Source organism: Streptomyces sp. NPDC052225 (assembly GCF_040679615.1).
Taxonomy (GTDB): Bacteria; Actinomycetota; Actinomycetes; order Streptomycetales; family Streptomycetaceae; genus Streptomyces.
In genome coordinates this window covers 201,500-215,366 of the sequence record NZ_JBFAVD010000004.1, presented here as the reverse complement: position 1 = coordinate 215,366, position 13,867 = coordinate 201,500, and the positions used below count along the sequence as shown (strand labels likewise).

The 13,867-nt window shown below is 69.8% G+C and carries 11 protein-coding genes and 1 tRNA gene; 7 read left to right on the top strand and 5 right to left on the bottom strand.

Annotated elements, in window-relative coordinates; genetic code table 11:
* Nucleotides 1-140: 140 nt before the first annotated feature.
* Nucleotides 141-1,595, bottom strand: coding sequence for an MFS transporter (locus AB0L37_RS08660; protein ID WP_365501790.1), 1,455 nt, complete (start codon nucleotides 1,593-1,595; stop codon nucleotides 141-143).
* A gap of 185 nt (nucleotides 1,596-1,780) precedes the next feature.
* Here AB0L37_RS08660 and AB0L37_RS08655 point away from each other — a divergent pair.
* The 7 genes from AB0L37_RS08655 to AB0L37_RS08625 all read left to right on the top strand — a co-directional run bounded on the left by AB0L37_RS08655 (nucleotide 1,781) and on the right by AB0L37_RS08625 (nucleotide 7,589).
* Nucleotides 1,781-1,852 (top strand) — tRNA-Cys (locus tag AB0L37_RS08655).
* A 151-nt stretch (nucleotides 1,853-2,003) separates the two neighbouring features.
* Nucleotides 2,004-2,954 (top strand): GDSL-type esterase/lipase family protein, encoded by a 951-nt coding sequence (locus AB0L37_RS08650; RefSeq protein ID WP_365501788.1) that lies wholly within the window; start codon nucleotides 2,004-2,006, stop codon nucleotides 2,952-2,954.
* 11 nt (nucleotides 2,955-2,965) lie between these two features.
* Nucleotides 2,966-3,388, top strand: coding sequence for a hypothetical protein (locus AB0L37_RS08645; RefSeq protein ID WP_365501786.1), 423 nt, complete (start codon nucleotides 2,966-2,968; stop codon nucleotides 3,386-3,388).
* The gene (locus tag AB0L37_RS08640) at nucleotides 3,385-3,933 is read left to right on the top strand and encodes a hypothetical protein (RefSeq protein WP_365501784.1); all 549 of its coding nucleotides are present in this window, start codon (nucleotides 3,385-3,387) and stop codon (nucleotides 3,931-3,933) included. Before AB0L37_RS08645 ends, AB0L37_RS08640 begins: the two co-directional genes overlap by 4 nt.
* A 276-nt stretch (nucleotides 3,934-4,209) precedes the next feature.
* Complete coding sequence (locus AB0L37_RS08635) at nucleotides 4,210-4,668, top strand: hypothetical protein (RefSeq protein ID WP_365501782.1); 459 nt, start codon at nucleotides 4,210-4,212, stop codon at nucleotides 4,666-4,668.
* Nucleotides 4,668-6,914 carry a DUF6571 family protein gene (locus tag AB0L37_RS08630; protein WP_365501780.1) on the top strand — a complete coding sequence of 749 codons (2,247 nt, stop codon included), beginning with the start codon at nucleotides 4,668-4,670 and terminating at the stop codon, nucleotides 6,912-6,914. The genes AB0L37_RS08635 and AB0L37_RS08630 overlap by 1 nt, the downstream gene beginning before the upstream one ends.
* Nucleotides 6,915-6,974: 60 nt before the next feature.
* Nucleotides 6,975-7,589: a hypothetical protein gene (locus tag AB0L37_RS08625; RefSeq protein ID WP_365501778.1), complete on the top strand. Its 615-nt coding sequence runs from the start codon at nucleotides 6,975-6,977 to the stop codon at nucleotides 7,587-7,589.
* Nucleotides 7,590-7,608: 19 nt separating this feature from the next.
* Here AB0L37_RS08625 and mycP read toward each other — a convergent pair whose 3' ends face one another.
* From mycP to AB0L37_RS08605, 4 genes are all read right to left on the bottom strand, one after another.
* Nucleotides 7,609-8,985, bottom strand: a complete 1,377-nt coding sequence (gene mycP, locus AB0L37_RS08620; RefSeq protein WP_365501776.1) for a type VII secretion-associated serine protease mycosin — start codon at nucleotides 8,983-8,985, stop codon at nucleotides 7,609-7,611.
* A 9-nt stretch (nucleotides 8,986-8,994) separates the two neighbouring features.
* Entirely contained in the window at nucleotides 8,995-10,722 is a 1,728-nt protein-coding gene (locus AB0L37_RS08615; protein WP_365501774.1) for a translation initiation factor IF-2, read from the bottom strand.
* Nucleotides 10,722-11,315 (bottom strand): hypothetical protein, encoded by a 594-nt coding sequence (locus tag AB0L37_RS08610; RefSeq protein ID WP_365501772.1) that lies wholly within the window; start codon nucleotides 11,313-11,315, stop codon nucleotides 10,722-10,724. Before AB0L37_RS08610 ends, AB0L37_RS08615 begins: the two co-directional genes overlap by 1 nt.
* Nucleotides 11,316-11,539: 224 nt before the next feature.
* Nucleotides 11,540-13,846: a molybdopterin cofactor-binding domain-containing protein gene (locus AB0L37_RS08605; RefSeq protein WP_365502111.1), complete on the bottom strand. Its 2,307-nt coding sequence runs from the start codon at nucleotides 13,844-13,846 to the stop codon at nucleotides 11,540-11,542.
* Between the last annotated feature and the right edge of the window lie 21 nt (nucleotides 13,847-13,867).

Genomic DNA, 13,867 nt, shown 5'->3' with positions numbered 1-13,867 from the left:
GACGGCACTGCTACGTATGACAACCGGGCCACCCTACCGGTGAGCGTGTTGACGAGCGCGCTGGACGACGCCGGACGGGGGGTGGTTGGGACACGCGTCACAGATCAACTCGCGTACGTTCACGGGCAGTCGCCGCTACGTCACTGCTCTGCCGCGCGCAGCCGGGTGGCCACCCACGCCCCCACCAGCGCGACCGCCGCCATCGGCAGGAACACGGCGACGAACGCCGCCGGGTGCGAGCCGCCCGCGCCGTCGGCGACGCCGTGGCCCACCGCTCCCCCGCCGAGCGCGGCGAACGCGGCGCCGCCGGCGGCGAGCAGCACGACGTTGGACAGGCCGTCGGAGATCTGGAGCGCGGCCGAGTTCGACCCGGCCTCCTCGGGCGCGGACAGCTGGAGCAGCAGCACGCTCGTGGAGGAGATGACCAGGCCCATCCCCAGACACCCGAAGGCCCACGCGACGGCCACGGTCCACACCGGCACCGCCTCGATCAGCACGCTCGGCGCGGCGACGATCGCGGCGGCGACCAGCACCATGCCCCCGGCGACGAGCCGCTCCCGGTACGGCTCGAACCGCGGCCGGGACTGGAGCCACGACCCGAGCGCCCACGTGCCGCCGCCCGCGGCCAGCGACAGGCCGGCGAGCGTCGGCGAGAGCCCGCGCTGAGTGACCAGCATCAGCGGTACGAACGACTCGGCCGCGATGAACGACCCCGCCGCGATCCCGCGCAGCAGCACCACCGACGGCAGCCCGCGCACGGCCCGGTACGTGCCGCGCGGCAGCAGCCCGAGCACGGACGGTACGAGGAGGGCGGCGCCGGCGACACCGGGCACGAGGGCGAGCGGGCGCAGGTCCTGGGCCGCGTACTGGAGCAGCCCCGCGCCCACCGAGATCCCGAACGCGCGCCGGATCCGCCGCCGGTCGAGGCCCTTCTCGGCGCCGGCCCCGGGCGGGGGCCCGCCGGCCCGCCGCCGCACCTGCGGCAGCGCGAGGGCGAGGGGCAGCAGGACGAGCACGGGGATCCCGAGGAACACCCAGCGCCAGCCGAGGTGCTCGGTGACGGTGCCCGCCGCGAGCGGCCCCACGATGGACGGCACGACCCAGCTCGCCGCGAACGCCGCCATGATCGCGGGCCGCAGCGGTGCGGGGTAGGCGCGGCTGACGACCACGTACAGCGCGACGATGACGAGCCCGCCGCCGAGCCCCTGCACGGCCCGCCCGGCGACGAACATCCACATGCTCCCGGCGGTCCCGGCGAGCAGCAGCCCCGCGGCGAACGCGGCGATCCCCGCGCCCACCGGCCCGAGCGGTCCGCGCCGGTCGGCCCACTGCCCGGCGAGCACCATGCCGAACAGCGACGTCGTGAAGTACCCGGAGAACGCGAAGGCGTACAGCGACACCCCGTCCAACTCCCGTGCGGCGACGGGCATCGCGGTGCCGACGGCGGTCGCCTCGAAGGCAATGAGCAGCACGACGGTGACGATGCCGATGCTCAGGGCGCGGTAGGTCCGCCCGAGGACGCCGCCTTCGGTGGCTCCCGTGACTTCGGCGACGGCGGCGTCCAGGGGTGCGGGGGCGTCATCGAGGGCGGTCATGCGGATCAGGGTAAGTGGCGTAGGGATCGTTGACCCCTGTCGGGAGGAGGGGTTCCCACTGGTCCCTTGGTCCTACGCCCGCCCGTCGGCACGGGCCTTTCATGAACGGCGTATGGCAGTCACGTTGCAGGGGCGGCGGGACCGTTGAAGGCGGCCGGGGCGGGCCCTACGGTCGAAGTCATCAAGGCCGTGTGCCCGAGTGGCTTAGGGATTCGCCTGCAAAGCGAAGCACACCGGTTCGATTCCGGTCACGGCCTCGGCAGCTCAACGGCGCTGAGCTGCACGCCTGTGAAGGGGCGTCCCGCGTACATGCGGGACGCCCCTTCGGCATGCCGCACCAGGAATGAGAGAATCGTTCAACAAAACTACGAACCGCACGACTGATTCGACCGAGGACCGCCCCGCGCCATGCACACCCCCCGCCCCCACCTGCTCTTCTCCTTCGGCACCCTGCTGGACGAGCGGGTCCAGGCCACCCTGTTCGGCGGCCCCGTCCCGAGCCGCCCGGCGGCCCTCGCGGGCCACACGACGACACCGCTCCGGATCACCGACGCGACCGTCATCGCCACGAGCGGCCTCGACGTCCACCTCACGCTGGTGCGACAGCACGGGGCCGAGGTGAAGGGCGCGGCCCTGCGGCTCACCGACGCCGACCTGGAGGCGGCGGACGCGTACGAGGTCGACGACTACGTCCGCCGCCGCGTACGCCTGACCTCCGGGGAGACCACCTGGGCCTACCTGGACGCCCGGCCCCTGCGACCCGCGTCCCGCATCGTGATCGTCGGCGACAGCATCGCGTACGGGCGCTGCGATCCGCGGGGCGGCTGGGCGGGCCGGCTCGCGGCGGCACACATCGCGGAGAACGAGACCGGCCACCGCCTCTTCAACCTGGCCATCCCCGGCAGCACCCTGACCGACGTCAGCGAGCAGACCCCGGCGCTCCTCGGCCCGCGCCTGCCCGACACGCTCCTGGTCGCCGCGGGCATCAACGACGCGGCGCTGCCCGGCCCCCGTACGCGTACGGACCGCCAACTCACCGACGCCCTGGCCTCGTTGGCGGACACGGCGATGCGCCACAACGCCCGCCTCGTCGTGGCGGGCCCGTCCTGGATCGACGAGACACGCACCCCCGCCGACGACGGCCTGCACTTCACGCGCGACCGCGCCCTGGCCCTGCGCGCGACGCTGCGCACCTGGTGCGCGGACCACGACGTCGACCACCTCGACCTGTGGGAGCCACTGCGCGACCGCCCGGACCTCCTCACCGACGGCCTGCACCCGACGCCAGAGGGGCACGAGGCGCTGTACCGGCACATCGTGACCCTCGCGCACCAGACGTCGCGCAGGGCGCGCTGCTAAGTTCGACCGCCATGCGATCACGTGAGTACGACCTTGACTTCCGCGACAGGGCCGGACGCGAACGCGCTTGGGGGCTGGGCCTGTTGGCCGTGGCAACGCTCCAGTGGGCATGGTGCGCGCTCCTGCTCCTCACCCCGTACACGGTCGACGAGGAACCGAACGACCGTCACCCCGCGGAGTGCGATTCACGACTGCTGACCGATGCCGGCACGGCCAACAACGGCATCTACAAAGGGGATTGGTGCCAGAACGAACGCGACTGGCCCGAGGCCGTCCTGGTGCTCGGCCTCTCCGTACCGGTCTCCGCCGCGGGTGTGGCGCTCTTCACGAGCGGCCGCGTGAGCATGCGGATGAGCGCCCACGCCGAGGCGATGCGCGAGCTGGACAAGTACGCCGACGCACGTGACGCGCGGACCACCGGGGGCACCACGTGACCGCCATGGCGATCGGCTTCCTCGTGGTCGGCGCGCTGTTCGCAGTGCTCGGCGCCGTGAACCAGGCCTGGTTCGAACGGTGTTGGCCGGGCGGCCGCATGCGCGACGCCTCACCGGGCTGGCGCCGAACGCTCTTCCTGTTCCTGGCCGTAGCCCTGGCGTACTGGGGGATCAAGGGCCTCAGACTCGCGGACGAGACGTCCTGGAGCAACCGCGAACTCCGCGACACGGTGAACGAGGCCGCCTCCGCCCTCGAACAGGAACCGCAGCTCGACGACCCGCAGGGCGACTACCACTCCCTCGTCGACAGCGAGGTCCGAAAGGCGGGCAAGGGCTCGGGCCCGGTCATCGCCCTCGACGTCACGACCGCCGACAAGAACTCCTACACGGTGACGGCCACCGGCGCGGGCGACGGCTTCTGCCTCCACATCACCCGGTCCGAATCCGCCGACGGCGCCTTCGTGGTCCCGGGCGCGGGCGACCAGCCGAACACGGTGGTTCCGGAGTACGACTTGAAGACGAAGGTCTCGTCGGGCAGTTGCTGAACTCGCCGAGAGGGGCACCCGCCCCCCGCCATGCACAAAGGGCTCCGCGGGGAAGCGCGAATCCGTTTGCGTGCTCATCGCCACCGGAGCTCGTGAGCCACCGCCGCATCCACCCCCCGCCCGATTCGAGGAAAGTGCCGAAAAAGCCCGATCCGAGCAGCCTGAGAGATCACCGCCGAACGATGTGATCTTGCTGATCGCCGCGCTACGTTGATTCGGAGCGGCCGCGTCCACCGGCCGCGGAAACAAACAGTCACACGGGGGAAGGCGGCACCCATGGCGTGGGATGAGTGGGAGCAACTGAAGGCCGACGCGGCGCACCGGCAGTCCACGCGAATGCAGCTCAACAGCATTCCGGTGGAACCGGGCGGAGGCGGCCCGAGCTCGTACGGCGATCTCAAGGCCTCGAACACGGACCTCATCGCCGTGGGTAACGCCGCGCGTGAGCTGCACAAGAAGTTCGACGAGGCCAGCGACAAGGCCCGGCTCGCGTCCATGAGCGTCGTGGACAGCATGAAGACGAGCGACGGCTTCGAACTCGGCGCCGCGATCGACCATGTCGCGGTGCACTGGGTCGACCAGGTGCAATCGCTGCTGGACGCATCCGCCCACATCGCCAACCACTTGCACGTCACGCAGAGCATCCACGCCAAGGACGAGGTCTACATCGAAGGCGTGATCAGCAGCATCTCGACCCTGGACAAGGGATTCGACGAGAGGACCACGGGCAAGTAATGGACCTCGACGCGCTGCGCCATCTCAACTTCTCCAAGCTGGACGACGCCATCGAGCGCTGGGAGAAGATGACGAGTGACCTCAAGGAAGTCGCCTCCGACGCCCGCGACCACCTGAAGAAGAAAGCGGACTCGGCGAAGTGGGCGGGCATGAACGCCACCGTCACACGCGAGTTCGTGGACAAGACGGCCGGCGAGTTCGACGACGCGCACACCCAGGCCCAGACGGTCACGCGCATCATCAAGGACACGCGAGGCGAACTCGCCACGTACAAGCAGCAGTTGAACACGGCGATCGAGAACGCCAAGAACTACACGGTCGTGGACACGGGCAGCGGCTCGTTCACCGTCACCCCGAACCCCACGACCGACCCGGAAGGCGCGAAGGCAGGAGCGAATGCCTTGCGCGACGACATCCAGAACATTCTCAAGAAGGCGATCGAAAGCGACAGCACCGCTTCCAAGGCCCTGCGGCTGATCGTCGACCACGCCGAGCTCGGCTTCTCCGACGCCAGTTACAAGGACCGTGACGAGGCGGCCGGCGCGATCAAGGCGGCCGAAGAGGCGGCCAAGATCGCCCGCAAGGACCCGCACGACGTCTCCAACACGGAACTGGCGTCGCTCAACGCCAGCATGGCGAAGTACGGGAAGGACCCCCTCTTCGCCGAACAGTTCGCGGTCGATGTCGGCCCCAAGAAGGTCATGTCCTTCTACGCCGGAATCGCCGACCCCTATCAGGCGAGCTACGACCCCAAGCGCTACGAGCAGGCCAAACAGCTGCAGAAGAACCTGGGCATCACCCTCGGCACCGCCACCCTCTCCGACAGCGCCAACATGCGCAGCTGGGAGAAGCAGGTGGTCAGCATGGGCCCGAACGAACTCGGCACCGACGACGCCAACAACCCCCGCGGCTTCGCGGTCATGAGCAACCTGATGCGGTTCGGCAACTACGACGACCAGTTCCTCAACGACTACGGCGACAAGCTCATCGCGTACGACAAGGAACGCAACGTCAAGGACATGAACCCCTGGATCAACAACTGGAACCAGGGCGACCTCAACTACTGGGGCAAGGACGACCGGGGCCGGGACCCGATGACGGGGTTCCTCGAGGCGCTCGGAAACAACCCCGACGCCTCGACACAATTCTTCGCCCAACCCGACGGCGCCGGCTCCACGGTCAACAAGGACTCAGAGGTCAATGAGCACCTCAAGTACCTGACGAAGGACCGGATCTGGGCAGCCGACCCCACCCTCGACGGCAACCACAAGATCGTCGCCGGTCGCGACGCCCTCGGGCACGCTCTGGAGTCGGCAACGCTCGGCTTCCCCTACACGGACGACCCGAAGCAGGTTCCGTCCGGAGTGCACCGCACAGCGGCCACAGCCGGCGTCATGGAACAGGTCGTGTACCTGTACGGCAGCGAAGACGGGCCCGAAATGCTGCACAAACAGCCCGAACTCGCGGACAGTCTCGGCACAATGGGCGGGGCCTACACCGACGACCTCAACTATGCGATGTCAGGACTCGGCGATCACGGCAAAGACGCCGGCGACTTCCCTGCCAGATATGCCGGGCGGGCCGACTTCGGCAACCAGGGAGCCATCAATTTCCTCAGCGTGATGGGACAGAACGAAACCTCCCACAAGATCATGTCCGCCTCGCAGCACCTGTACACGTTGAGCCTTCTCGATGCGAACCCGCCAACGAGCGATGCACGTTACGACCGTGGCGTAGACGCACTGTCCATGGAGGCCGAGGCACGCGGAATCTTGGACCACTCACGAGTGCAGCAGGCGACCACTGATTTCGGTGAGTCCTCCACCGAGGCGAACAAATCACTCGGCCGCTCGGCAGAATGGATCAAGTTCGGCGCGGGCGCGGTGGTCGGTGGAGGCGTTGCCGCCATCCCTCTCCCTGGAACCAGCGCCGCCGCACTGGTCATTGCACCTCTCGCCGCGGACACGGTTGGCGAGGCGGTCAATACCTTCATCGGGCAGCAGATCGACCAGGGCGTGGACGATGCCGAGAAGGATCCCGACCAGCAGAGCCAACTCACCAGCCAGCAATTCTACGGAAAAGGAACGGACGAGCTGGGGAAGAGCTACGAGCACTACTTCAGCAATTACGAGAAGGCCGGAGGGGAAGCGGATCGCAACCAAACCCTTCAGCAAATCAAGACGATGTACACGTCGACCGGCTCAGACGAGGACGATTTCCGAGGTCGCGCTCCGTACAAGGATTGATGGACAATGCGAATGTACACCCCAAGGGGTCGTGGCCGAATTTTCGCCCTCGGTGCAGTCGTGGGAATGGTGATAATTTCCGGCTGCTCGAACGGGAAGTCCGATGGCGTCAGCGGCGTCTCGGCCGACAAGCTCTGCGACGAGTCACTCGACCGTGAATCGGCAGCTGCCTTGGAGAAGATCTCCGGCACCACGAAGTTTCAGGAACTGCCGGGAAAGAACGACTTCGGCGAACCGAATAAGTTTTCGCTCGCGCGAGCCGGCAAGCACCTCAGCACCGAAACCACGCAGCGCACTCAATGCAACGTCTACAAGGCTTCCGACAAATCCGGGCACCCGTTGCTCCAGATTGATTTCATTGGCGTCAAGCGCACGCCGACACGCAAGGGGCTTGAAGACGCGACAGAGAGGACTTTCTATCCCGTGGGCTCCATCGCCTACGCTGGAGATGGGAACTCTACCTCGCTCTACTTTGAGTGCCGAGAGGCCAGCAAAGCAGACGGTTCGAAATTCATTGATGCCGCGATGTACAGCTCGGCAAACCAAATGAAAGTCCACAGCACCGAGAACGAGAGGATGGCGATCCTGAATTCGATTTCGAGGAAATTCGCCAGCCAACTGGGGTGCCTGGCCGAAGCCCGATTGCCGAAACACCTTCCCAAACCGTCACCGTGACGAGGGGGCCCCGTCGCGGCTAAGGGAGACCCTGCTGCGATCCGTCGGGACGGTTTCCCTGAGTCGATCCGTACGGCTGCTGCCCTTGACCTGTGAACTGCTGGTTCCCGTACGGAAGTTGACCCCCGTAAGGAGCGTACGGAGGCTGCATCGGCGTGGCGGTGGGCGGCAGTTGCTGATGATCGCGTCGGCGCCTCCGGGTGATCGCGAGGGCGGCGGCGCCGCCGGCGATCACGACAGCGGCGATTCCCCCTCCTACCCACAGCCCGATGTTTCCGCCCCCGGACCTGGTCGAACTCTCCGTGGCACCTCCGCCGTCCGAGGCCTCGGCACCGGACCCCGTCGATGACTCCGACGACGGCGACGACTTGGCAGCGCCGGGATAGTCCGCCATCGGGAACTTGTCCGCCGGCCCCGGATCCCCCGGCGTCTTCAGCGCGACGCGCGGCCGTACGATCCCGTACCCGATGGAGTCGTTGCGCTTCGCCCCGTCCGTCGGCCCGCCGATCGTGTTGAGCATGACGCGCAGGACCTGGTTGTTGGTCCAGTCGGGGTGCGCGGCCCAGATGAGGGCGGCGCTGGCGGAGGCGATGGCGGTGGCGTCACTGGTGCCCTCGGATTTGCAGAGCCCGGTGGAACCTCCACACGCGTGAACCATGTCGACACCTGGTGCCGACAGGTCTACTTGAGGCCCGTGCGTGGAGAACTTGGCCCGGTGGAGGTCCTGCCCCACGGCGCCGACAGCCACGACTCCCGGGGTGGCTGCCGGGTACTCCACCTTGTTGGCTTTGTCGCCGCTGTTTCCTGAAGCGGCGAACACCAAGGAGCCCTTGTCCAGTGCGTACTTCACCGCCGGCGCCAAGGCAGTGAGCTCGGTGCTCGATCCGCCCAGGGAGATGTTGATGACCTTCGCACCGGAATCCGCCGCATACCGGATGGCTTTGACGAGCTGGGTGCTCTCTTCGAAGGGCAGGACACCCTTGCTGATGTCGGGCATCCGGATCGGCAGGATCTTCGCACCCGGCGCGAGACCGAATGCCCCCTTGCCGCCGTCGTAGGCACCGGTGCCTGCGATCAGGCCCGCCATGCCCGTGCCGTGCCCGTCGTAGTCGCTGTGCTCGTCGCCCTTCTCCAGGTTGGAGGCGAGGTCCAAGCCGTCCAGCACTCGGCCTTTCAAGTCCGGATTGCCGGCGTCCACGCCCGTGTCGATGACGGCGACGGTGACACCTTCGCCCGTGCTCGTCTTCCACATCTTCTCGGCCTGCATGGCATCGAGAAACCACTGTTGGGAGCGCGTCGTATCAGCGTGGGCCGGAACCGCAGCCGTGCCCACCAGCAGCGCACCGAGCAGAGCCGTGGCTGCCGCGCCGCGGCGTCGAGTGCTGAGGGTGGGCATCGTTCTGGTCTACCTCTCGTCGTTCTTCGTCGTGTCGTCGACCACAGACGGTACGGCCCGGCGGTCGTCGGGCCGCCATGTGGCCTCGTCCTCGGTCAGGTAGTCGGGGCGGCCGTCCCGCTGGTCGTCTCGACGGGAACCCGGGCGAGCGCCGTGCGGAGCCGCACCCGCACCGGTCGTGCGCCCGGACTGGCCGGAACCCTGCGTGCCGTCCGACGGCCCGCCCGCGGCGCCCTGCCCACGGACCAGCCCCGAGCCTCCGGGGCTGAAGGAACGAGCCCCGGAGCGGCCCTGCTGCTGGCCACGGCCTCCCACGATTCCGCCCTTCTCGGCAGAAGCTCCGGTGACGCGCCTGCTGGAGCCGGTACCTCGCTGGCCGGCGGCGCCGCCACCGGCCGTCGGGACGGACCGGCCACCGGCTGCTCCCTGCCCCGTCGCGCCCCGGCCACCGCCCGCGGGCCGGCCGCCGACCACCGAGCCACGCGGAATTCCCTTGGCAGGCTTGCTCGTTGTGGGCTGGGGGCGTCCGCCTGTGACTCCGTTGGCCGGCACCCGGCCAGGTGCTCCCTTGGCGCCCGCTCGTCCCGCGGCCGAGGCGCCCTGCGCCGGCATCGGCTGGCCTCCGCGCACCCCCGGGGTCGTGGGGCGTCCCGTGCTCCCCGACGCGGAGGGCGTGGCAGTCCGCCCCGTCCCCCCGCTCACCGGTGTGGTGCCTCCGCGCCCGGTGAGGCCGGGTCCCGTGGCACGCCCGAGCGCAGGCGGCCGCGTTCCCGCGTTTCCGAAGGCAGGCGGCAACATCCCCGGCGGAGCCACCGGATTGCTGCCTCCTCCGGTCTGGGGAGCCAGCGGGGAGATTCCCTGAGACGGAGCGGGGGCCGTCGTACGGGCATCCGGCAGGGTGCCGACGGAGTCGATCCCCATGTGGGTAGGGGTCTCGGGAACTTCAGGGCGTGCAGAGGCCGCGGGGAGACCGGACACGGCGCCGGACGCGCCCGTCTCCGCGTGCGCAGCGGCGGCTCCGACTGCCGTGTGGCCGCTTGTCCCCGCAGCCGCTCCGGCCGAACCGCCGACCGTCGACGCACCCGCACCCGCACCGCCCGTACCGGCACCCGGGCGAGCCAGGTCGGTCGACTCGTCCCTCGGCGGCACGAAGGCGGTGGGCGGCGGTGGAAACTTGGGCCGCTCCAGCGCGTCCATCTGGGAAGCGGACAGCGCGTACGACTGCCCCAGCTTCGTCATCTCCGCCGCCGCCTCGAGCCGCACCTTCTCCTGGTCCGCCTTCAGCGCGGCGAGTTCGCTCGACGACTTGGACGCGATCGACCGGGCGTCCGGGTCGTTGTGCGCGGCCTGCGCCGCGTCGAGGTTCGCCTGGGCGCTCGGCTTGTCGCGGGGGATGGATGCCTGCGCGGTGCCGATCGCGGTGGCCGCCTGCCCCATCCACTTGGCCGAGTCCTGGCTGAAGTCGCCGAGTCTGACCGTCGCGTTGGCGAGGTCGGAGGCCCAGCCGCGGAACGCCTCCGCGCCCTCGCCCTTCCATGTCACCCACTGCGGACGGATCTTGAGGTCGTCCGCGATCTTGTGGATCTCCTTCGCGGCGGCCGCGAGCCGGTCCGCCGCCGCCTGGACCTCTCCGCTGTTGGCCTGGTCGAGCCACTCCAGCATCTGTTCGTGGGTGAGGCCCGTGAACTGCGTGCCTCCGGTGCCGCCGCTGCCGCCGTCAATCGGTGCTTCCGCCATCAGATCGCTCCACCCGAATCGCCGCCCGAACCGCCGGCCGTGTCGCCGCCGGAAGGGCCTCCTGAAGAGGCACCCGAAGAGCCGTCCGAAGAACTGCCCTGGTCGGCACCGCCGGTCGAGCCGTCGTCGCTCTTCTTGTGCGTCGGCGGCTCGTACTCCCCGCCGTAGTGCTTCGTCGTCTCGGCGCTGATGGCCTGCATCCGGCGCCGGACGTCGTCGTCGATGTTCGCGTAGCCCTTGTGCGAGGCGAGGACCGCGATGCCCATGCCCTCTATGGAGTCGGACAGCAGCTTCGAGAGGTTCTCCAGCTCGCTGATCACCGACGCGTACGACGTGTAGAGGCCGGAGGCCTCCTTGAATCCGCCGTCGCCGCCGCCGAACTGGTGTCGTGCCAGCGCCTCTTGGCCGACCTTCTGCGGCCCGGCGGGCGACCCCTTCAAGTCCTTGATCAGCTGATCGACCCGCTGCTGGAACTTGGTGAACGACTCCAGCTCCGTGACGATGTCCCCGACCGCGTCCTGCGCCGCGTCGAACACACCGGACAGCCAGCCGCCCCCGGTACCGCCACCGCCGCCACCCTTGTCGTCCGCCATCGCGTACGTCCTCCCCGTTCCGCGTCCCCGTACGGCCCCTGCCGCGATCGGCCGTCGCGAGCAAAATCCGTATCAACTTTAGCCAGCCGCACTGACAGTTCACAGGAGCCCCAGGGCAGAGGCAACGCAGATCACGTCACAGAACGCCACGGAACGTAACGGTTCGCGCAGGAGATGTCAGGCGAGCAGAGGGGCCCAACCGGCGGGCCAACTGCCCTGCCAGGTCAGGCCGTTGACTCCGCCGGCTCCGGCGTCACCACCGCCGCCTGCGGGCGGATCGGCAGGCGGTTGACGGGGCGGCCCGTCGCCGCGCGGACCGCTGAGGCCACCGCCGCGGGGGACGCCACGACCGGGACCGCGCTGGCCGCCTTCGCCCCGAAGGGGGCCACCACGTCGCGCTCCTCGACGAGCTTGACGATGCGGATGTCGGGGGCGTCGAGCGAGGTGGGGAGGGCGTATCCGGTGAGGTCGGGGCGGCGGACGATGCCCTGCGGGGTGCGGAGGTTCTCCGTGAGGGCCGCGCCGACGCCCTGGGTGACGCCGGCCTCGATGCGGGCCGCGAGCTGGCCGGGGTTCAGGACGCGGCCGACGTCCTGCGCGACCGCCAGTTCGACGACGCGTACGGAACCGATCTCGATGTCCACGTCGACCACCGCGCGGATCGCGCAGAAGGCGAGGCCCACGAAGGCGTCGCCCTGGCCGGTCGCGTCCAGGGGCTCCGTGGGGTGCGGGCGGCACTGGGCGGTGGCCCAGAGTTCCTTGCCCTCCATGGCCTCCTCGACCGTCGTCGACAGGACACCGTCGTACGAGGTGATCTTGCCGTCGGCGATCTGGAGCAGCTCCGTGGACATGCCGAACTTGTGGGCCAGCGGCTGGAGGAGCTGCGTGCGGACCATCTTCGCCGCACGTTCGACCGCACCGCCCGACACCCACGTGTGGCGGCCGCGGCTGCCGGGGCCGGCCGGCGGCTGGTCCGTGTCGACGGGCGCGACGTGCACCTCGTCGATGCCGAGCGTGTCCTGCACGATCTGGCGGGCGAGGGTGATGAAGCCCTGGCCGGTCTCGACCGCCGCGCAGATGACGGTCGCCACGCCGTTGTGGACCTTGACCGTGGCCGTCGAGACCTCGTCCGCGCCCTCGGCGCCGAGCATGTGCACCATGCCGATGCCGTAGCCGACGCCGCGCCGGACCGCACCCGGTTCGCCCGCGCCCTCGGGGCCGCCGGGCAGCAGCCAGTCCTCCTCCGGGGTGTCCTTGGGGAGGGGCGGGAGCGGGAACTCCCGTACGGCGTCGAGGAGTTCGGCCACGGGGGCCGGGCACGTCACCGTCTGGCCGGTCGGGAGGACGTCACCCGTCGCCAGGACGTTGCGCATGCGCAGCTCCGCCGGGTCGACGCCCAACTTCTTCGCCAGCTTGTCCATCTGGGCCTCGTAGGCCGCGCACACCTGGAGTGCGCCTTCTCCTCGTACGTGACCGGAGGGCGGGTTGTTGGTCCGCACCGCCCAGCCTTCGATGGAGGCGTGCGGCACCACGTACGGGCCGCAGGCGAAGGCGACGGCCGCGGCGAGGGCGTCCGACGACGTGTCCGCGTACGCGCCGCCGTCGAGCAGGATCTGTGCCTCCACCTTCACCAGCTTGCCGTCCGCGTCCGCGTGGTGGCGGTAGCGCAGGAGGGTGGGGTGGCGGTGCGGATGGCCGAGGAAGGACTCCTCGCGGGTCGCCGTGAGCTTGACCGGGCAGCCGGTTCTCAGCGCGAGCAGGCCGAGCGGGAGGTGGAAGCTCGGGTCCTCGCGGTCCGCCGTCGCGCCCGCGACGCCGGTGACGACGACCTTCACGCGGTCCGGCTCCAGGCCGTAGCGGGCCGCCGCGAGATCCCGGTCGCCGTGCGGGTCGGTGGAGGCGATGTACAGCTCGACGCCGCCGTCGGGGCGCGGCACGGCGAGGCCGGCCTCGGCGCCGATGGGCGCCGGGTCCTGGCGGCCGATGCGGTACAGGCCCTCGACGATCACCTCGCCCGTCGCGTCGGCGTCGCCGTGGCGCAGCGGGATGTGGCGGATCAGGTTGCCGTCGGGGTGCAGGGGCTCGGCCGCGAACGACTGCTCGGGGTCGGTGACCGGCTCCAGGACCTCGTACTCGACGATGATGGCCGCCGCCGCCATGCGCGCCGTGTCCGGGTGGTCGGCGGCCACGGCCGCGAGGGCCTCGCCGTGGTGGCGTACGACATCGGAGGCGAACACCGGGCGGTCCGCCGTGCGGTGGCCGGAGAGCGGGCCGCCGGGGACGTCCTCGTGCGTGACGACCGCGCGGACGCCGGGCATCTCGCGCGCGTGGGTCGTGTCGATGGAGACCACGCGCGCGTGCGCGTGCGGTGAGCGCAGGATCGCCGCCCAGAGCAGCCCTTCGGCCCACAGGTCGGCGGCGTACGGGAACGTGCCCTCGGCCTTGGCGCGCGCCTCCACCGACGGGAGCGTCGTGCCCAGACCGTGCGGGATGCCCTCCGGCTCCGGGGCGCCGGCCGCCTCGGGGATCATCCCGGTCGACCCGTTGGTCTC

Excerpts from the sequence above, each read along its gene's own strand:
- AB0L37_RS08660 (WP_365501790.1), bottom strand. The coding sequence starts at position 1,595 with ATGACCGCCCTCGATGACGCCCCCGCACCCCTGGACGCCGCCGTCGCC.
- AB0L37_RS08605 (WP_365502111.1), bottom strand. The coding sequence starts at position 13,846 with ATGATCCCCGAGGCGGCCGGCGCCCCGGAGCCGGAGGGCATCCCGCAC.
- AB0L37_RS08650 (WP_365501788.1), top strand. The coding sequence starts at position 2,004 with ATGCACACCCCCCGCCCCCACCTGCTCTTCTCCTTCGGCACCCTGCTG.
- AB0L37_RS08635 (WP_365501782.1), top strand. The coding sequence starts at position 4,210 with ATGGCGTGGGATGAGTGGGAGCAACTGAAGGCCGACGCGGCGCACCGG.
- AB0L37_RS08615 (WP_365501774.1), bottom strand. The coding sequence starts at position 10,722 with ATGGCGGAAGCACCGATTGACGGCGGCAGCGGCGGCACCGGAGGCACG.
- AB0L37_RS08610 (WP_365501772.1), bottom strand. The coding sequence starts at position 11,315 with ATGGCGGACGACAAGGGTGGCGGCGGTGGCGGTACCGGGGGCGGCTGG.
- AB0L37_RS08645 (WP_365501786.1), top strand. The coding sequence starts at position 2,966 with ATGCGATCACGTGAGTACGACCTTGACTTCCGCGACAGGGCCGGACGC.
- mycP (WP_365501776.1), bottom strand. The coding sequence starts at position 8,985 with ATGCCCACCCTCAGCACTCGACGCCGCGGCGCGGCAGCCACGGCTCTG.
- AB0L37_RS08630 (WP_365501780.1), top strand. The coding sequence starts at position 4,668 with ATGGACCTCGACGCGCTGCGCCATCTCAACTTCTCCAAGCTGGACGAC.